Here is an 18051-nt window from a genome sequence, read left to right as displayed (position 1 = left end):
TCGTCATGGCCACTCGCCACCCCTTCCGTCCAGGACTGCGCGCCGCCGCGGCCGCCCTTGTCCTCGCCGCCGCGTTGACCGCCTGCAAGAAGGGCGAAGGCGGCCCGGGTGACGCCCAGGCCAAGGAAGCCGAGGTCGAGGCCATTCCGGTCGAGGTGACCAAGGCGGCCAGGCGGCCGATCGCGGCCAGTTACACCGGCACTGCGGCGCTGGAGCCGCTGGCCGACTCGCAGGTGGTGGCCAAGACCTCCGGCGTTGCCCTGGCCGTGCTGGTCGAGGAAGGCCAGCAGGTCAAGGCGGGGCAGCCCCTGGTGAAGCTTGATCCGGATCGGGCGCGCCTGGCCCTGGCCCAGGCCCAGGCCCAGATGGGCAAGCTGGAGAACAACTACCGTCGCGCGCAGCAGCTGGTCGCCCAGCAGCTGATCAGCGCCGGCGAGGTCGACCAGATGCGTTACGACCTGGAGAACGCCCGCGCCCAGTACAACATGGCTGCGCTGGAGCTGTCGTACTCGACGGTGACCGCGCCGATCTCCGGCGTGGTCGCGCTGCGCTCGATCAAGCCGGGCAACTTCGTCCAGATCAACACTCCGATCTTCCGCATCGTCGACGATTCGCGCCTGGAGGCCACGCTCAACGTGCCCGAGCGCGAGCTGGCGACGATGAAGCCCGGCCAGCCGGTACTGCTGCAGGTCGACGCGCTGCCCGGCCGCACCTTCGAAGGCGTGGTCGACCGCGTGGCACCGGTGGTGGACGCCGGCAGCGGCACCTTCCGCGTGATCAGCACCTTCACCGGCGGCGACACCCTGCAGCCGGGCATGTTCGGCCGCATCCGCATCGACTACGACCAGCGCCCGGACGCGCTGGTGGTGCCGCGCGTGGCCCTGCTCGACGATGGCGAGCCGGCGGTGTTCGTGATCCGCGAGGGCAAGGCCGCGCGCGTGCCGGTCAAGGTCGGCTACGTGGATGGCGAATGGATCGAAGTGCGCGAAGGCGTGAAGACGGGCGACCAGGTGGTCACCGCCGGCAAGGTCGCACTGCGCGAAGGCAGCGCGGTGCAGGTGATCGGAGGCGAAGCCCCGGCCAAGGCCGTGGCCGATGCCACCGCCGCCAAGTCGGCCGGTAGCAAGCAATGAGCGCGCCCGACCACGCGCCGCACAACGCGGCAGGCGGTGGCAGGCTGGGGGGAGGGCTGGTCGAATTCTCCACCCGCCGTCGCGTGACCATCGCGATGATCACGGTCACGATGGTGCTGTTCGGCCTGATCTCGCTGGGCAGCCTCAAGGTCAACCTGCTGCCCGACCTGAGCTATCCGACCCTGACCGTGCGCACCGAGTACACCGGTGCGGCGCCGCTGGAAATCGAGACCCTGATCACCGAGCCGGTCGAAGAGACCGTCGGCGTGGTCAAGAACCTGCGCAAGCTCAAGTCGGTGTCGCGCACCGGGCAGAGCGACGTCGTGCTGGAGTTCGCCTGGGGCACGGACATGGACCAGGCCAGCCTGGAGGTCCGCGACAAGATGGAGCTGCTGGCGCAGTTCCTGCCGCTGGAGGCCAAGGCGCCGGTGCTGCTGCGCTTCAATCCCTCGACCGAGCCGATCCTGCGGGTGGCGCTGTCGGGCAAGCAGGCCGGTGCCAGCGATGCGGAAAGCGTGCGCGTGTTGACCGAGCTGCGCCGCTACGCCGACGAGGACCTGAAGAAGAAGCTCGAGCCGGTCGCCGGGGTGGCCGCGGTCAAGGTCGGCGGCGGCCTCGAGGATGAGATCCAGGTCGACATCGACCAGCAGAAGCTGGCCCAGCTCAACCTGCCGATCGACACCGTCATCCAGCGCCTGCAGCAGGAGAACATCAACGTCTCCGGCGGCCGCCTGGAGGAAGGTTCGCAGCGCTACCTGGTGCGCACGGTCAACCAGTTCGCCTCGATCGACGAGATCCGCGAGATGCTGGTCACCACCCAGAGCGGTGGCGACAATGCCGCGGCCTCGGCGGCGCGGCAGATGGCGGCGATCGCCGCCTCCACCGGTTCGGCGGAGGCGATGGCCGCGGCGGCTTCGGTGCAGAGCGCTTCGGGCGGCGGCGGCAGTACCGTCGCCGGCGGCATGCCGGTGCGCCTGAAGGATGTCGCAGACGTCCGCCAGGGTTACAAGGAACGCGAGGCGGTCATCCGCCTGGCCGGCAAGGAAGCGGTCGAGCTGGCGATCTACAAGGAAGGCGACGCCAACACGGTGGCCACCGCCAAGGCGCTCAAGGAGCGCCTGGAGCAGCTGCAGAAGCAGGTGCCGCCGGATGTCGAGCTGACCATCATCGACGACCAGTCGCTGTTCATCGAGCACGCCATCGCCGACGTCAAGAAGGACGCGGTGATCGGCGGCATGCTCGCGATCCTGATCATCTTCCTGTTCCTGCGCGATGGCTGGAGCACGTTCGTGATCAGCCTGTCGCTGCCGGTCTCGATCATCGCCACGTTCTTCTTCATGGACCAGCTCGACCTGAGCCTGAACGTGATGTCGCTCGGCGGGCTGGCGCTGGCGACCGGCCTGGTGGTGGACGACTCGATCGTGGTGCTGGAGAGCATCGCCAAGGCGCGCGAGCGAGGGCTGGGCGTGCTCGAGTCCGCCGTGGTCGGCACCCGCGAGGTGAGCATGGCCGTGGTCGCCTCGACGCTGACGACCATCGCCGTGTTCCTGCCACTGGTGTTCGTGCAGGGCATCGCCGGCCAGCTGTTCCGCGACCAGGCGCTGACCGTTGCCATCGCCATCGCCATCTCGCTGGTGGTGTCGATGACCCTGATCCCGATGCTCAGCTCGATCAAGGGTCGTCCGCCGCTGGCATTCCCGGAAGAGGCGCCGCATCCGCAGTGGCAGCCGCAGTCGCGCTGGCAGAAGCCGGTCGCCGTAACCGGTCGCGGCATCGGTGCCGGGATCCGCGGCGTGTTCTTCGGCATCGCCTGGGGCGTGACCCGCGTGTGGCGCCTCGTGGTGGCGGGCGTCGGCCCGGTCATGCGCAAGGCCAGCGACCTGGCGATGGCGCCTTACCACCGCGCCGAGGCCGGCTACATGAAACTGCTGCCGGCATCGCTCGAGCGGCCCACGCTGGTACTCGGCCTGGCCGCGGGTGCATTCATCGCCGCGCTGCTGATGGTCCCGCAGCTGGGCGCAGACCTGATCCCGCAGCTGGCGCAGGACCGCTTCGAAATGACGGTGAAGCTGCCGCCCGGCACGCCACTGGCGCAGACCGACGCGCTGGTGCGCAAGCTTCAGGAGAAGCATGCCGGTGCCGATGGCGTGCAGTCCCTGTACGGCGTCAGTGGCAGTGGCACGCGCCTGGATGCCAGCCCCACCGACAGCGGCGAGAACGTCGGCAAGCTCACCGTGGTCATGGCCAACGGCGGCAGCGCGGAGGTCGAAGCGCGCACCACCGAAGCCCTGCGTGCCTCGATGAAGGGCCAGCCCGGTGCACAGGTCGATTTCAGCCGGCCCCAGCTGCTGAGTTCCTCCACGCCGCTGGAAGTGGAACTGCGCGGCCAGGACCTGGCGACCATCGAGCGCGCGGGCCAGAAGCTGGCGACGATGCTGCGGGCCAATCCGCACTACGCCGACGTCAAGTCGACGGTGGAGCAGGGCTTCCCGGAGATCCAGATCCGCTTCGACCAGGAACGGGCCGGCGCACTAGGACTGACCACCCGCCAGATCGCCGACGTGGTGGTCAAGAAGGTGCGCGGCGAAGTCGCAACCCGCTACAGCTTCCGCGACCGCAAGATCGACGTGCTGGTGCGTGCGCAGGAAGGCGATCGCGCCTCGGTGGACAGCATCCGTCGCCTGATCGTCAATCCGGGCAGCGCCCGTCCGGTGACCCTGTCGGCGGTGGCCGAAGTGGTCGCTACCACCGGACCGAGCGAGGTCCATCGCGCCGACCAGGTGCGGGTGGCCATCGTGTCGGCCAACCTGCGCGATATCGACCTGGGTGCCGCGGTCGATGAGGTCCAGAAGATGGTCGTCGCCGATCCGCTCGGCGCCGGCGTGGGCATGCACATCGGCGGCCAGGGCGAGGAACTGACCGAGTCGCTCAACTCGCTGCTGTTCGCCTTCGCCCTGGCGGTGTTCCTGGTCTACCTGGTGATGGCGTCGCAGTTCGAATCGCTGCTGCATCCGTTCGTGATCCTGTTCACCATCCCGCTGGCGATGGTCGGTGCCGTCGCCGCGCTGTTCCTGACCGGGTCGCCGGTATCGGTGGTGGTGTTCATCGGCCTGATCCTGCTGGTCGGCCTGGTGACCAAGAACGCGATCATTCTGATCGACAAGGTCAACCAGCTGCGCGAGGCCGGCGTGGACAAGCGCACCGCGCTGGTCGAGGGCGCCCGATCGCGCCTGCGGCCGATCGCGATGACCACCCTGTGCACCGTGTTCGGCTTCCTGCCGCTGGCCATCGCGCCGCTGTTCGGCAGTCCGGGCGCCGAAGTGCGTTCGCCGATGGCGGTGACGGTGATCGGTGGCCTGATCGTGTCCACCCTGCTGACCCTGCTGGTCATCCCGGTGGTCTATGACCTGCTGGACCGCCGCGCGGACGAGTACTACCGCGAGCGCGGCCGGCGCGCCGCGCGTGCGCTCGGCCAGGTGGTGGGTGAAGGCGAGGGCGAGCCCGCATGAGCATCGCGGAGTTCAGCATCCGGCGACCGGTCACGGCGGTGATGTTCTTCGTGTCGCTGTTCGTGATCGGCCTGATCGCGGCAATCAGGTTGCCGCTGGAGGCCTTCCCGGAGGTCTCCCCGCCCTTCATCTTCGTCCAGCTGCCTTACACCGGCTCCACGCCGGAAGAGGTCGAGCGCACGGTGCTGCGCCCGGCCGAGGAGGCGCTGTCGACGATGCCGGGCATCAAGCGGATGGAGTCCAACGCCAAGTCCGAAGGCGCGCAGATCTTCATCCAGTTCTCCGACTGGGACCGCGACGTGGCGATCGCCGCGTCCGAGGCCCGCGAGCGGCTGGATGCGATCCGCGACGACCTGCCCGACGACCTGCAGCGCTACTTCGTCTTCAAGTTCTCCACCACCGACGAGCCGGTACTGCGCGTCCGCCTGGCCAGCAAGTCCGACCTGACCGGCGCGTACGACATGATCGAGCGCGAGTTCAAGCGCCGGATCGAGCGTATCCCGGGTGTCGCCCGCGTCGAGGTATCCGGCGCGCCGCCGAACGAGGTCGAGATCGCGATCAACCAGGATCGCCTGACCGCGCACGACCTGAGCCTCAACGACCTCACCCAGCGCCTGCAGGCGGTCAACTTCTCGATCTCCGCCGGCGTGATCAGCGATGGCCCCCAGCGCCTGCGCGTGCAGCCGGTCGGCGAGCTCACCGACCTGCAGCAGCTGCGCGACCTGGTGGTCGGCAGCGGCAACGTGCGCCTGGGCGATATCGCCGACGTTCGCCTGAAGCCGGCGCGGATGGACTATGGCCGCCGCCTCGACGGGCAGCCGGCCGTGGGCCTGGACATCTTCAAGGAACGCAACGCGAACCTGGTCGACGTCTCCAGCAAGGCGCTCGCCGAGGTGGAGGCGATCCGCGCGCAACCGGCGCTGCGGGACGTGCAGATCAAGATCATCGACAACCAGGGCAAGAACGTCACGTCCTCGCTGCTTGAACTGGCCGAGGCCGGGCTGATCGGCCTGGTCCTGTCGATCATGGTGCTGTGGTTCTTCCTGCGCCACTGGCCCTCGGTGGCGATGGTGACCCTGGCCATTCCGATCTGCTTCGTTATGACGCTGGGCTTCATGTACTTCGCCGGCGTCACCCTCAACATCCTCACCATGATGGGCCTGCTGCTGGCCATCGGCATGCTGGTCGACAACGCCGTGGTCGTGGTCGAGAGCATCTACCAGGAGCGGGAGAAGTTCCCCGACGACCCGGTCGCCGCCTCGATCGTCGGCACCCGCCACGTGGCCATCGCGCTGTCGGCCGGCACCCTGTGCCACTGCATCGTGTTCGTGCCCAACCTGTTCGGCGAGCGCAACTTCCTCAGCATTTATCTGGGCCAGATCGCGATCACCATCTCGGTATCGCTGTTGGCCTCCTGGCTGGTGGCGGTGAGCCTGATCCCGATGCTCTCGGCGCGGCTGAAGACCCCGCCGCTGGTGCATGACTCCAGGGGCATCATCCCGCGCATGCAGAAGCGCTATGCCGGGTTGCTGCGCTGGACGCTGGAGCATCGTGGCTGGAGCGTGCTGGGCATCCTGCTGGTGATCCTCGTCAGCCTGGTGCCGATCAAGTTCACCAAGTTCGACATGTTCGGCGGCGACGACGGTGACCAGGCCCAGATCTACTACCAGTGGAAGGGTGCCTACACCAAGGAACAAATGTCCGACGAGGTATTGCGGATCGAGAAGTTCCTGGAGGCCAATCGCGCCAAGTTCCGGATCAACCAGATCTACTCGTTCTTCAGCGAGCAGGGCTGGGGCGGGACCATGGTCAAGTTCGACACCGACAAGCCCAGTGAAACCAAGCCGCTGGTCGAGGCGTTGCGCGAGGCCCTGCCGAAGTCGGCGCGGGCCAACATCGGCATCGGCGACCAGGGCGGGCAGGGCGGCGGCGGGTCCCCGGGCCAGAACGTGTCGTTCCAGCTGGTCGGGGACTCGACTGCGACGCTGGGCGAGATCGCCAACGAGCTGATCCCGATCCTGTCGCGGCGGCCGGAACTGCGCGACGTGCGCGTGGACATCGGCGACCAGAACAGCGAGCTCAACGTGCGCGTGGACCGCGAGCGTGCAGCCGCGTTCGGCTTCAGCGCCGACCAGGTGGCGAACTTCGTCGGCCTGGCCCTGCGCGGGGCGCCGCTGCGCGAGTTCCGGCGTGGTGAAGCCGAAGTGCCGGTGTGGGTCCGCTTCGCCGGTGCCGAGGATTACGGCACGCAGGACCTGGCCGGATTCATGGTCCGTTCCCCGGACGGGCGCACGGTACCGCTGCTGAGCCTGGTCGACGTGGCCGTGACCCCGTCGGCGACGCAGATCCAGCGGACCAATCGCCAGACCACGCTGTCGGTGCAGGCCAACCTGGCCGAGAAGGCGACCGTGCCCGAGGCGCGCAAGGCGATGGAGGAGACGCTCAAGGGCATGTCCTTCCCGCCGGGCTACAGCTATTCGTTCGATGGCGGCGCGTTCCAGGAAGAGGACGAGGCCGGCGCGCAGATGATGTTCAACCTGATGATCGCGCTCGTGATGATCTACATCGTGATGGCCGCGGTGTTCGAGTCGCTGCTGTTCCCGGCGGCGATCATGAGCGGCGTGCTGTTCTCCGTGTTCGGCGTGTTCTGGCTGTTCGCCCTGACCGGCACCACGTTCGGGATCATGTCCTTCATCGGCATCCTGGTGCTGATGGGCGTGGTGGTGAACAACGGCATCGTCATGGTCGAGCACATCAACAACCTGCGCAGGCGCGGCATGTCGCGCACCGATGCGCTGGTCGAGGGCAGCCGCGAACGCCTGCGGCCGATCCTGATGACGATGGGCACGGCGATCCTGGCGATGATCCCGATCGCGCTGGCGGAGACGAAGATGGCCGGCGACGGCCCGGCCTATGCGCCGATGGCGCGCGCGATCGCCGGCGGCCTGGCGTTCTCCACGGTGGTCAGCCTGCTGTTCCTACCGACCATCTACGCGATCCTGGACGACATGCGCAGCGGCATGTCGCGACTGGTGCGGCGCGCCCGCGGCGTGCCCGCGGGCGATGGCCCGGAAGCCGTCGCCGTGGCCGCCCTGCACCTGGAGTGAGTGGTTGCCGCCCGCCGCGAACCGGCGGGCGGCATGGCCGCGCTCGTGCGCGGCGCGAAGCGGGGTTCAGCCGAACAGGCGACCCAGCATGCGCAGGCCGCCGGTCCACACGCCGATGGCGGTACCCAGGCTGGTCAGGAAGAAGTTGAGCAGTACGCGCGCCACGCCGTTGCGCCACCAGCCCTTCACGGTCTGCACGTCATCGCGCAGGGCCATGAAGTCTGCGTAGGTCGGCTTGCGCAAAGTCGCTTCGACCAGGGCGCTGATCGTGCCCGAGGCCAGCGCCGGATGCAGCGGCGTAAGCGGCGAAGCGACGAACGCGGCGAGGATGCTGAGCGGATGGCCGCCGGCGATCGCGCAGCCCAATGCGCCGAGCAGGCCGGTGGCCAGCACCCACTGCACGATCAGGTCCGAGCCCACGTCCAGGCCGCCCTGCCAGAAGCCCCAGGCGAAACCGCCGATCACGAAGACCGTCAGGCCCAGGGTGAACCAGGGGAAGCTCTTCTTCGCCTCGACCACCTCCAGTTCGCTGCGGACCGCCTGCGGGGCGAGCGTGTCCTCGGCGAGGTGGCGGGCCAGGCCGGGCAGGTGGCCGGCGCCGACCACGGCCAGCACCTCGCGCGCGCCGCTGCCGGCCAGGTCGCGCAGGTTGGCGGCCATGTACCGGTCGCGTTCGGCGATGACGCTCTCGTACAGCGCCGGGCTGTGCGCGGCGAATTCGCCGAAACTGGACTCGAGGACGTCGCCGCCCTTGAGCTTCTCGATGTCGTCCTCGCCGATCTCCTCGTCGCCGACCATCGCCAGCAGGATCCCGGCACCGGTCTTGGCCCGTCCCCACCAGCCCAGCTTCTGCATCGCGCGGCGGAAGGTGAGTCCGACTTCGCGGTCGATCAGGTGGAAGGGCAGGTTGCGCGCGCGCGCCTCCTGCACCGCGGCCTTCAGTTCGGCGCCCGGTTCCACGCCCAACTGCTCGGCCAGGCGGCGCTGGTAGGCGGCGAGGGCCAGGTTGGCGGCGAACAGGTGGGCCTTCCCGTCGCGCAGCACCTTGACGATGTCCAGCTGTGCCAACGCGGCCGGATCGGCCAGCGACTGCAGGCGACCGGCATCCAGCTCCACGGCCACGGCGTCGTAGCCACCGCTGTCGATGGCCGCATGCACCGCGTCGATGCTGGCCTGGGAAACGTGCGCGGTGCCCAGCAGGGTGTAGCGCACGCCGTCGCGTTCGACGATGCGGTGCGGTTGGCCTCGCATCGGATCGTTCGCGGCGTCATGCATCGCGTCGGGGGTGTCGCTGTCAGGAGTCATGCGGAGGCTCGTTGTTGCCGGGACCCAGGCTGCGCTGCATCTGCACGGTATCCAGCCAGCGGTCGTGCTTCCAGGCGATGCCGCGGAAGATGCCGACCAGGTGGAAGCCGAACTTTTCGTGCAGCCGGATCGAAGCGGTATTGGTCGGTTCGCCGATCACCGCGATCATCTGCCGGTAGCCGCGCGCCTCGCAGTCGGCGATCAGGCGCTCCAACAGCGCGGCACCGATGCCACGACCTTGCCGGCCCGCAGCCACGTACACCGAATTCTCCACGGTGAGGCGGTAGCCGATGCGTGCGCGGTAGCTGTTGGCGTAGGCGTACCCGGCAAGGCCCTGCGAATCCTCGGCGACCAGGTACGGATACCCGGCATCAAGAACCGCGCCCATGCGCCGCGCCATTTCGGCCTCGTCGGGGATGTCGTACTCGTAGGTGTTGACGTGGTCGCGCACTTCGGCCGCGTAGATGGCGGTGATCGCCGGCACGTCGGCCGGCGTGGCGTCGCGGAGGGTCGGGGGCACGCGCAGGCCTCAGTCGATGTAGCGCTTGAGCAGGTCGCCGTAGGCATCGATGCGGCGGTCGCGCAGGAACGGCCAGATCCGGCGCACGTGCTCGCTGCGCTGCAGGTCGACGTCGCAGACCAGCACGGTCGGATCGCCACCGGCTTCGGCGATGAATTCGCCCTGTGGACCGAGCACGTGGCTGTTGCCCCAGAACTGGATGCCCGAGGCTCCGAGCGGCGAAGTTTCGTGGCCGACACGGTTGCACGACAGCACCGGCAGGCCGTTGGCCACGGCATGGCCTCGGTGGCTCAGCACCCACGCATCGCGCTGGCGGTTCTTCTCGTCCTGCACGTCATCCGGATCCCAGCCGATCGCGGTCGGATAGAGCAGCAGCTCGGCGCCGGCGAGCGCCATCAGCCGCGCCGCTTCCGGGTACCACTGGTCCCAGCACACCAGCACGCCGAGGCGGCCCACCGAGGTGTCGATCGGCCGGAAGCCGATATCGCCCGGGGTGAAGTAGAACTTCTCGTAGAAGCCCGGGTCGTCGGGGATGTGCATCTTGCGGTACTTGCCCAGCAGCGTGCCGTCCTTCTCCAGCACGACCGCGGTGTTGTGGTACAGGCCGGGCGCGCGCCGTTCGAACAGCGAGCCGACGATCACCACGCCATGCTTCTTCGCCAGCGCGCCCAGGCGCGCGGTGCTGGGGCCGGGGACCGGCTCGGCCAAGTCGAACTCGTCCACCGATTCGTGCTGGCAGAAGTAGGCGCCGTTGTGCAGTTCCTGCAGCAGGACCAGTTGCGCGCCCTGTGCGGCAGCCTCCGCCACGCGCTGCTCGATCACCGTCAAGTTGGCTTCGGCATCGCCGTGGTTGCGCTCCTGGACCAGGGCGACGGAAAGACTCTTGCGGCTCATCGGCGGAGGGTTCGTCGGGGAATGCATGGATGGTAACCCGGCGCCGTGCACCGGGTCTGAAGCAGGGTCCGCCGCCAACGTGGGTGGTGCTTCCGCGGGATGGTGCGCTGGACCGCGCGCGACCTCAGTCGTCTATGCCGAGCGGGAGCTGCATGGTGATGCAATGCAGGCTGCCGTTCTGCCAGATCAACGGGCGGCAGGGCACCTGCACGATCTCACGACCGGGGAATGCTTCTGCCAATACATCCGCGGCGCGATCATCTGCGGGGTCGCCATACGCCGGCATCAGCACGGCACCGTTGACGATCAGGAAGTTGGCGTACGAGGCGGCCAGCCGGCGCTCGCCGTCGAGGATCGGTGCGGCCCACGGCAGCGGGAACAGGCGGTAGGGACGGCCGTCGGCGGTGCGCAGCGCGGCGATCTCCGCGGCCATCGCCTGCAGCTCCAGGTAGTGGCTGTCCGCCGGATCGTCGCAGGCCTGGAACACGATCGCATCATGCGGAGCGAAACGCGCGAGGGTGTCGATGTGCGCGTCGGTGTCGTCTCCCTCGAGATAGCCATGGTCCAGCCACAGCACGCGATCCTGCGCCAGCCATCCGCGCAGGCTGGAGTCCAGCTCGTCACGGCCTGCTTCGGGGTGGCGCTCGTGCAGGCAGTGCCAGGTGGTCAGCAGCGTGCCGTCGCCGTCGGTTTCGATGCCGCCGCCCTCCAGGGCGAAATCGACGCGCTGGCGCGGGGTGTCGCCGAACAGGCCCTGGGCACTGAGCGCCTCGACCAGGCGGTCGTCGCGCCCGGCCTCGAACTTGCCGCCCCACGCGGTGAAGCGGAAATCGAGCAGGCGGAAGCCATCGCCTTCGCGCAGGGTGATCGGGCCCGAGTCGCGCAGCCAGGTATCGTCGTAGTCGAACGGGATGAAGCGGACCCGGTCCATGTCCACCCGGGCCGAGCGCAGGCGTGCTTCGGCGTAGGTCTGCAGGTCGTCGTCGGCCACGCAGATCCAGGCGTCCTGGAAGCGGGTGATGGCCTGCACCAGCGCGATGTAGGTCTCCTCGACCTCGGCCAGGCGTTCGGCCCAGTCGGTGCCGGCATGCGGCCATGCGATAAGGATCGCGGACTGGGGTTCCCATTCCGCGGGAAAGCGCAGTGTTTCGGTCATTGCCGGAGGGATGCTCGTGGGGCCCGGAGCCATGCCGGGCGGTGCGGATTTCGACCTGCGCGATCGCGCTCGCCTGCAGGAGGCTGGCCGTGGGCTTTCACGCCCGCCGGGTCGGGCGGGCGCGTGTCTCGGTGCGGTTTACCGGATCGGAGGCTTGGGTCCGATTTCCTGGGCATCGGCCTTGCGTGCCACCACGTCGATCACCTTGTTCTTCTCGAAGTAGACGATGAACTCCGGGTAGACCCAGCGGTTGATCGTCGGCCACTGCTGCTTCTGGCCGCCGCGCGGATCGAGTTTCTCCTGCGGAGCGCCGAAGCGGGACTCGACCTCGCCCATGCTCAGGCCGCGCGAGGGCTGGGCCACCGCCGGGGTCTGGTTGGCGCGTTCGACCAGGAGGGTGTCGGCTTGGGCGCCGCCGCACAGGGCGAGCAGGGCCAGCAGGATGAGGGTGTTCGGACGGTGCGTCATCGCATTGCTCTCCCCGTGGTGGATGGTCATCGCCGGGTCTTGCCGGACGATGCTGGTGCTTGACCGGACGATTGTAAGCAGAAGCGCGCGGCTCGAGGTGGGGCCGGCGTCAAGATCCAGAAGCCCGGCTCGAAGGTTAGCCCCAGAAACGTCGAAGGCCGCATCGCTGCGGCCTTCGGGTTCGATCCGCGTCCCGGCGGGGCCGGAACGCATGCCGGCTTCAGCGCTGGCGGGCCTTGAAGCGCGGGTTCGACTTGCAGATCACGAAGACCTTTCCGCGGCGGCGGACCACCTTGCAGTCGCGGTGACGGGCCTTCGCCGACTTCAGGGAGGACAGGACTTTCATGACACACCTCGGAGGACGACGGATGGGATGCCAGGGCCAGATCGGCCAGGGCGTACAGACAAGCCCGCCATTCTAGCGGCCTTTCCTTTGCTGTTTCAAGTGGTTGCGCCCGGCGCCCGGGGCGGCGGGGCGGGCGGGCTACAATCCGGCGCCCCAGAACCCCTCGGAGCTTCCATGTCATCCGCCGTCCCGGTCCTCACCATCGATGGTCCTTCCGGTGCCGGCAAGGGCACGGTCAGCCGGCTGGTGGCTTCGCGACTTGGCTGGCATTACCTCGATTCCGGCGCACTCTACCGGGCGGTCGGGGTAGCGGCCAGCTGGGCCGACCTGGACCTGGCCGACCCGGCGGCCCTGGTCCGCTGCACCTTCGACACCGCCGTGGACTTCCGTGAGTCCGGGGATGGCCTGCGGGTGCTCGTCAACGGGACCGACGCCACCGCCGAACTGCGGCTGGAGACCACGGGCACCCTGGCCTCGGCGATCGGTGCCATCCCCGAGGTCCGTGCCGCCCTGAAGGAGCGCCAGCGCGCCTTCCGCCGCGAGCCGGGCCTGGTGGCCGACGGCCGCGACATGGGGACGGTCATCTTCCCGGACGCCACGACCAAGGTGTTCCTGACGGCCAGCGCCGACGAGCGCGCCCGCAGGCGTCATAACCAGTTGAAGGAAAAAGGGGTTTCGGTTACATTTGACGGTCTGCTGCGGGAGATTCTCGCCCGCGACGCCCGCGACGCCCAGCGTGCGGTGGCACCGTTGAAGCCGGCCGAAGACGCCGTCCTCCTCGACACCACCGGCCTGTCCATCGACGAGGTCGTCGATCGCGTGCTCGGCCTGGTGCCGGTGCGCACCGACTGACACGGGCTTCCGGTTCGATCGGATCGCGCGCAGCAGAAGGCGCCGTCGTGGATGACCACGGCGGTTTTTCCAATCAACCACACTGGGCTCCCTCGTGGGCCGACCAGGGGGGCGGAATGCGGCATGCGCCGTGCTTTCCGTCCGTGTGTTCAACCGAGTAATCACAATGACCGAATCTTTTGCCGAACTGTTTGAAGCCAGTCAGGCCAACCTTGCCAAGCTGAAGCCGGGTGCCATCGTCATCGGTACCGTCGTGGAAGTCCGCGGCGACGTGGTGGTGATCAATGCCGGCCTGAAGTCCGAAGGCATCGTGCCGATCGAGCAGTTCCGTAACGACGCCGGCGAAATCGACGTGGGCGTGGGCGACCAGGTCAAGGTCGCGCTGGATTCCCTCGAGAACGGCTTCGGCGAGACCGTGCTGTCGCGCGAGAAGGCCAAGCGCGCGATGGTGTGGGACGAGCTGGAAGAAGCCCTCGAGAAGAACGAGACCATCACCGGCCGCATCAGCGGCAAGGTCAAGGGCGGCTTCACCGTCGACATCAAGGACGTCCGTGCATTCCTTCCCGGTTCGCTGGTCGATGTGCGCCCCGTGCGCGACCCGGCCTACCTGGAAGGCAAGGAGCTGGAGTTCAAGCTCATCAAGCTGGATCGCAAGCGCAACAATGTCGTGGTCTCCCGCCGTGCGGTGGTCGAGAGCGAGCATTCGGAAGAGCGCGAGCAGCTGATGGAGAAGCTGCAGGAAGGCGCGGTGCTGAAGGGTGTGGTCAAGAACCTCACCGACTACGGCGCGTTCGTCGACCTGGGCGGCATCGATGGCCTGCTGCACATCACCGACATGGCGTGGAAGCGCGTCCGCCACCCGTCCGAAGTGGTCAACGTCGGCGACGAGCTGGACGTGCGCGTGCTGAAGTTCGATCGCGAGCGCAACCGCGTTTCGCTCGGCCTGAAGCAGCTGGGCGAGGATCCGTGGGACAACATCGCCCGCCGTTACCCGGCCAACAGCCGCGTGTTCGGCAAGGTCTCCAACGTCACCGATTACGGCGCGTTCGTCGAGATCGAGCCGGGCGTGGAAGGCCTGGTGCACGTGTCCGAGATGGACTGGACCAACAAGAACGTCAACCCGTCCAAGGTCGTGCAGGTCGGTGACGAAGTCGAAGTCATGGTCCTGGACGTCGATGAAGAGCGTCGTCGTATTTCGCTGGGCATGAAGCAGGTCGCCGCCAACCCCTGGGAGACCTTCGCCGCGATCCACAAGAAGAACGACAAGGTGTCGGGCCAGATCAAGTCGATCACCGACTTCGGCATCTTCATCGGCCTGGACGGCGGCATCGACGGCCTCATCCACCTGTCGGACATCAGCTGGAACGCCACCGGCGAAGACATCCTGCGCAACTACAAGAAGGGCGACACGCTTGACGCGGTCGTGCTCGCGGTCGATCCGGAGCGCGAGCGCATCAGCCTGGGCCTGAAGCAGATGGAGCAGGATCCGTTCGGCCAGTACATGGCGACCAACCCGAAGGGCTCGAAGGTCGAAGGCACGGTGAAGGAAGTGGACGCCAAGGGCGCCACGATCGAACTGGCCGACGGCATCGAGGGCTATGTCGCCGCTCGCGACATCAGCCACGATCGCGTGGACGACGCCACCCAGCACCTGAAGGTCGGCGACAAGGTCGAGGCGAAGTTCGTGGGCATGGACCGCAAGGGCCGCACCCTGCAGCTGTCGATCAAGGCCAAGGACGAAGCCGAAACCGCCGAGGCGCTGCACGAGTACAACAAGTCGGCCGCCGAGGCCGCTGCCGGCACCACCAGCCTGGGCGCGCTGTTGCGTGCACAGCTGGGCGGCAAGTCCGAGTAAGAAGTAACGCAGTTACCGAGGCGGTCCGGGTTTCCCGGGCCGCCTCGGCCTGTCAACCCGCATCCAGCCAAGCCTGAGATGACCAAGTCCGAACTGATCGAGATCCTGGCCCGCCGCCAGTCGCACCTGAGGGCCGAGGACGTAGACCTCGCCGTCAAGTCGTTGCTGGAAATGATGGGGGGTGCGCTGTCCTCCGGTGAGCGGATCGAGATCCGGGGCTTCGGCAGCTTTTCCCTGCATTACCGGCCGCCACGTCTGGGGCGAAACCCCAAGACCGGCGATTCGGTGGCCCTTCCCGGCAAGCATGTACCGCACTTCAAGCCCGGCAAGGAGCTGCGCGAGAAGGTGAGCGACGTGCAGCCGATCCCGGCATCCGCCGACGACGGCAGCTGACGCTCGTCGACCGCGTTCCGGTCCGTTAAGCTTCCCCGACTGTCGCAGGAGTCGGGACATGACCATTCTTCGTCTGCTGGTGCTCGTCGCCTTCCTGGCCGCGGGCCTGGTGGTCGGTTCGCTCAATCCGCAGCGGATCGCGCTCGATTTCGGCATCGTCGAAGTCGTCACCACCACGGGAATCGCCATCATGGTGTCGCTGCTCGCCGGTGTGCTCCTGGGTGGCGGAATGGTGATGGCGACGACCGTCCTCCCCTTGCATGCACGCCTGCGCCGCGCTAACCGTCCCGTAACCGTCGCAACGGCCGCGGAAGGTCCGCGTCCGCCCAACCCGGGAACCTGAGCGATGGAGTTTCTCAACGAGTGGTTCTGGTTCTTCCTGCTTTTGCCCATCGCCGCGCTCACCGGCTGGGTGATCGGCCGGCGCGGTGGACAGCGGCATGGCGACACGCAGGTCAGTCGCCTTTCCACCACCTACTTCCGTGGCCTGAACTACCTGCTCAACGAGCAGCCGGACAAGGCGATCGAACTGTTCCTGCACATCGCCGAGCTGGACAAGGAAACTTTCGAAACCCAGGTCGCGCTGGGGCACCTGTTTCGTCGCCGTGGCGAAGTCGACCGCGCGATCCGTCTGCACCAGGGCCTGGTGCAGCGCAATGACCTCAGCGATGCCCAACGGGTCCAGGCCCTGCTCGCGCTTGGCGAGGACTACATGAAGTCCGGCCTGCTTGATCGTGCCGAGACCGTCTTCACCGACTTGGCCCGGATCGACCAGCGCGCGCCGCAGGCGCTCAAGCACCTGATCGGCATTTACCAGGCCGAGCGGGATTGGGAACGCGCGATCGACAACGCCATGCGCTACGAGGAGGTCGCCGGCGAGCCGATGGGCAAGCTGGTGTCCCAGTTCGAATGCGAGCTGGCCGAGCGCCATCGCGCCAACGGCGATCTCGATGGTGCCCGCGCGGCGATCGCGCGTGCCTACCAGGCCGATGCCGCCAGCGTGCGTGCGGGCATCCTTGAAGGGCGCATCGAAGCGGATGCCCGCAATCCGGAAGGCGCGATCCGTGCCTACGAGCGTGCTGCCCGCCACGATCCGGAGTATCTGCCTGAATTCCTGCCCAGCCTGCTGGCGTGTTACGGGGAGGTCGGCGACAACGCCGGCGCACGTGCATTCCTGGCCGAGATGGGCGAGCACTACCGTGGCATCGCGCCGGTGCTGGCGCTCACCCGCCTGATCGAGGGCCAGGAGGGACCGAATGCCGCACGTGACTACCTCGGGCGTCAGCTCAAGGACCGTCCGTCCGTGCGTGGCGAGGCCGCGCTGATCGATCTCACCCTGGCCGTGGGTGCGGACAGCACCGCCACCCTGCATGACCTCAAGCACATCACCGACCAGCTGCTCGTCCGCAATCCGAGTTACCGCTGCACGCGTTGCGGTTTCGGAGCCCGGACCCACCATTGGCAGTGTCCCAGCTGCAAGGAATGGGGAACGGTCAAGCCGCTGTTGAACTACGCGGTCGTCTGATGGCAATGGCGGGCTGGCTGGCGCTCCACGCCGGTATTTCGGTACTGATGACCTGGGCGGCGCTGGCCTATGCGCGCCGACGCAATCTGGTCGACCTGCCCGGTGAGCGGCGCAGTCACGCGGTGCCGACGCCGCGTGGAGGAGGCATCGGCATCGCCTGCGCGCTGTTGGCCGGATGCGTGGTCGCGCTGATTGCCGGCACCGCCCGGCCGGCCGCCGTGCTGGGTTTCGCAGGTGGGCTGATGCTGGTCGCCGGGATCGGATGGGTGGACGACCATCGACCGCTTTCGCCCTGGTTGCGACTGGCCGTGCAATGCCTGGCCGGCGCGCTGCTCGCCTGGGGGCTGCATGGAGCGGAGGGGCAGTGGGGCTGGGCAATCCTGACCCTGGCCTTGGTCCCGGGGCTGGTCAACGTCTGGAACTTCATGGACGGCATCAATGGCCTGGCCACCAGCCAGGCCATGTTGTGTGCAGTGGCCTTCGCATGGCTGGCGCCGGGCACCGCTTACGCGGCACTGGCGTTCGGAGTCGCAGCGGCGGTGTTCCTGCCGTTCAATTTCCCGCGGGCGAGAATATTCCTCGGCGATGTGGGCAGCGGGACCCTGGGCTATGCGTTGGCGGCATTGGCATCGGTAGCGGCGGTCGAGCGGGGCCCGGACGGTGCGATCCTGGTGCTCCTGCCCCTGTCGGCGTTCCTGGTCGACGCTTCCCTGACCTTGGGTGCCCGCATGCGGGGGGGCGAGCGATGGTGGCAGCCGCATACCTCCCACCTGTATCAGCGTTGGGTTAAAACCGCCCGGAGTCACACATTTGTGACATGCATCTACGCTACGTTCAGCTTGGCAGCTAGTATCCTTGCGCTTTCCGTGAACAAGATCGGGCCGTGGCAGGCGGCTGCGGTCACGGTCCTCTGGTTTGCATGCGCGGCCCTTGGCTGGTTCTTCCAGCGTCGGCGTCTCGTGTCAAGGAAGAGCGGTTTCAACTAAAG

The 18051-nt window shown here is 67.7% G+C and carries 15 protein-coding genes; 9 read left to right on the top strand and 6 right to left on the bottom strand.

Annotation, left to right across the window (positions count from 1 at the left end):
* Window positions 1-5: 5 nt before the first annotated feature.
* The 3 genes from MNQ95_RS15150 to MNQ95_RS15140 are packed head-to-tail and all read left to right on the top strand — an operon-like array spanning window position 6 to window position 7749.
* The gene (locus MNQ95_RS15150) at window positions 6-1133 is read left to right on the top strand and encodes an efflux RND transporter periplasmic adaptor subunit (protein WP_241953367.1); all 1128 of its coding nucleotides are present in this window, start codon (window positions 6-8) and stop codon (window positions 1131-1133) included.
* Window positions 1130-4642 carry an efflux RND transporter permease subunit gene (locus MNQ95_RS15145; protein ID WP_241953366.1) on the top strand — a complete coding sequence of 1171 codons (3513 nt, stop codon included), beginning with the start codon at window positions 1130-1132 and terminating at the stop codon, window positions 4640-4642. Before MNQ95_RS15150 ends, MNQ95_RS15145 begins: the two co-directional genes overlap by 4 nt.
* The gene (locus MNQ95_RS15140) at window positions 4639-7749 is read left to right on the top strand and encodes an efflux RND transporter permease subunit (protein ID WP_241953365.1); all 3111 of its coding nucleotides are present in this window, start codon (window positions 4639-4641) and stop codon (window positions 7747-7749) included. Before MNQ95_RS15145 ends, MNQ95_RS15140 begins: the two co-directional genes overlap by 4 nt.
* A 66-nt stretch (window positions 7750-7815) precedes the next feature.
* On the opposite strand, the gene MNQ95_RS15135 is transcribed toward MNQ95_RS15140, so the two are convergent.
* The 6 genes from MNQ95_RS15135 to ykgO all read right to left on the bottom strand — a co-directional run bounded on the left by MNQ95_RS15135 (window position 7816) and on the right by ykgO (window position 12438).
* The gene (locus MNQ95_RS15135; RefSeq protein WP_425605680.1) at window positions 7816-9054 is read right to left on the bottom strand and encodes a TraB/GumN family protein; all 1239 of its coding nucleotides are present in this window, start codon (window positions 9052-9054) and stop codon (window positions 7816-7818) included.
* Complete coding sequence (locus MNQ95_RS15130; protein WP_241953364.1) at window positions 9044-9574, bottom strand: GNAT family N-acetyltransferase; 531 nt, start codon at window positions 9572-9574, stop codon at window positions 9044-9046. The genes MNQ95_RS15135 and MNQ95_RS15130 overlap by 11 nt, the downstream gene beginning before the upstream one ends.
* Before the next feature lie 9 nt (window positions 9575-9583).
* Window positions 9584-10468 (bottom strand): carbon-nitrogen hydrolase, encoded by an 885-nt coding sequence (locus MNQ95_RS15125; RefSeq protein ID WP_241953363.1) that lies wholly within the window; start codon window positions 10466-10468, stop codon window positions 9584-9586.
* A gap of 124 nt (window positions 10469-10592) precedes the next feature.
* Window positions 10593-11624 (bottom strand): agmatine deiminase family protein, encoded by a 1032-nt coding sequence (locus MNQ95_RS15120; protein ID WP_241953362.1) that lies wholly within the window; start codon window positions 11622-11624, stop codon window positions 10593-10595.
* A gap of 138 nt (window positions 11625-11762) precedes the next feature.
* Window positions 11763-12092 carry a hypothetical protein gene (locus MNQ95_RS15115; RefSeq protein ID WP_162411040.1) on the bottom strand — a complete coding sequence of 110 codons (330 nt, stop codon included), beginning with the start codon at window positions 12090-12092 and terminating at the stop codon, window positions 11763-11765.
* 220 nt (window positions 12093-12312) lie between these two features.
* Complete coding sequence (gene ykgO, locus MNQ95_RS15110; protein ID WP_010342887.1) at window positions 12313-12438, bottom strand: type B 50S ribosomal protein L36; 126 nt, start codon at window positions 12436-12438, stop codon at window positions 12313-12315.
* A gap of 174 nt (window positions 12439-12612) precedes the next feature.
* On the opposite strand from ykgO, the gene cmk reads away from it, so the two are divergent.
* The 6 genes from cmk to MNQ95_RS15080 all read left to right on the top strand — a co-directional run bounded on the left by cmk (window position 12613) and on the right by MNQ95_RS15080 (window position 18049).
* Window positions 12613-13290 carry a (d)CMP kinase gene (cmk, locus tag MNQ95_RS15105; protein ID WP_162411039.1) on the top strand — a complete coding sequence of 226 codons (678 nt, stop codon included), beginning with the start codon at window positions 12613-12615 and terminating at the stop codon, window positions 13288-13290.
* A gap of 166 nt (window positions 13291-13456) precedes the next feature.
* The gene (rpsA, locus tag MNQ95_RS15100) at window positions 13457-15145 is read left to right on the top strand and encodes a 30S ribosomal protein S1 (RefSeq protein ID WP_162411038.1); all 1689 of its coding nucleotides are present in this window, start codon (window positions 13457-13459) and stop codon (window positions 15143-15145) included.
* Window positions 15146-15223: 78 nt separating this feature from the next.
* Window positions 15224-15538, top strand: coding sequence for an integration host factor subunit beta (locus tag MNQ95_RS15095; RefSeq protein WP_241953361.1), 315 nt, complete (start codon window positions 15224-15226; stop codon window positions 15536-15538).
* 58 nt (window positions 15539-15596) lie between these two features.
* Window positions 15597-15881, top strand: coding sequence for a hypothetical protein (locus MNQ95_RS15090; RefSeq protein WP_241953360.1), 285 nt, complete (start codon window positions 15597-15599; stop codon window positions 15879-15881).
* A gap of 3 nt (window positions 15882-15884) precedes the next feature.
* Window positions 15885-17063: a lipopolysaccharide assembly protein LapB gene (lapB, locus tag MNQ95_RS15085; protein ID WP_162411035.1), complete on the top strand. Its 1179-nt coding sequence runs from the start codon at window positions 15885-15887 to the stop codon at window positions 17061-17063.
* Window positions 17064-17068: 5 nt separating this feature from the next.
* Entirely contained in the window at window positions 17069-18049 is a 981-nt protein-coding gene (locus tag MNQ95_RS15080; protein ID WP_241953359.1) for an MraY family glycosyltransferase, read from the top strand.
* Window positions 18050-18051: the final 2 nt, after the last annotated feature.

Origin of the sequence: Pseudoxanthomonas daejeonensis (assembly GCF_022637495.1) — a bacterium.
GTDB lineage: Bacteria > Pseudomonadota > Gammaproteobacteria > Xanthomonadales > Xanthomonadaceae > Pseudoxanthomonas > Pseudoxanthomonas daejeonensis.
Note: the sequence above shows the minus strand (reverse complement) of the source record. Positions and strands in the feature narration are given on the sequence as shown.

Excerpts from the sequence above, each read along its gene's own strand:
- MNQ95_RS15150 (WP_241953367.1), top strand. The coding sequence starts at position 6 with ATGGCCACTCGCCACCCCTTCCGTCCAGGACTGCGCGCCGCCGCGGCC.
- MNQ95_RS15145 (WP_241953366.1), top strand. The coding sequence starts at position 1,130 with ATGAGCGCGCCCGACCACGCGCCGCACAACGCGGCAGGCGGTGGCAGG.
- MNQ95_RS15140 (WP_241953365.1), top strand. The coding sequence starts at position 4,639 with ATGAGCATCGCGGAGTTCAGCATCCGGCGACCGGTCACGGCGGTGATG.
- MNQ95_RS15135 (WP_425605680.1), bottom strand. The coding sequence starts at position 9,054 with ATGACTCCTGACAGCGACACCCCCGACGCGATGCATGACGCCGCGAAC.
- MNQ95_RS15125 (WP_241953363.1), bottom strand. The coding sequence starts at position 10,468 with ATGAGCCGCAAGAGTCTTTCCGTCGCCCTGGTCCAGGAGCGCAACCAC.
- MNQ95_RS15120 (WP_241953362.1), bottom strand. The coding sequence starts at position 11,624 with ATGACCGAAACACTGCGCTTTCCCGCGGAATGGGAACCCCAGTCCGCG.
- MNQ95_RS15115 (WP_162411040.1), bottom strand. The coding sequence starts at position 12,092 with ATGACGCACCGTCCGAACACCCTCATCCTGCTGGCCCTGCTCGCCCTG.
- ykgO (WP_010342887.1), bottom strand. The coding sequence starts at position 12,438 with ATGAAAGTCCTGTCCTCCCTGAAGTCGGCGAAGGCCCGTCACCGCGAC.
- cmk (WP_162411039.1), top strand. The coding sequence starts at position 12,613 with ATGTCATCCGCCGTCCCGGTCCTCACCATCGATGGTCCTTCCGGTGCC.
- rpsA (WP_162411038.1), top strand. The coding sequence starts at position 13,457 with ATGACCGAATCTTTTGCCGAACTGTTTGAAGCCAGTCAGGCCAACCTT.
- MNQ95_RS15095 (WP_241953361.1), top strand. The coding sequence starts at position 15,224 with ATGACCAAGTCCGAACTGATCGAGATCCTGGCCCGCCGCCAGTCGCAC.
- MNQ95_RS15090 (WP_241953360.1), top strand. The coding sequence starts at position 15,597 with ATGACCATTCTTCGTCTGCTGGTGCTCGTCGCCTTCCTGGCCGCGGGC.
- lapB (WP_162411035.1), top strand. The coding sequence starts at position 15,885 with ATGGAGTTTCTCAACGAGTGGTTCTGGTTCTTCCTGCTTTTGCCCATC.
- MNQ95_RS15080 (WP_241953359.1), top strand. The coding sequence starts at position 17,069 with ATGGCGGGCTGGCTGGCGCTCCACGCCGGTATTTCGGTACTGATGACC.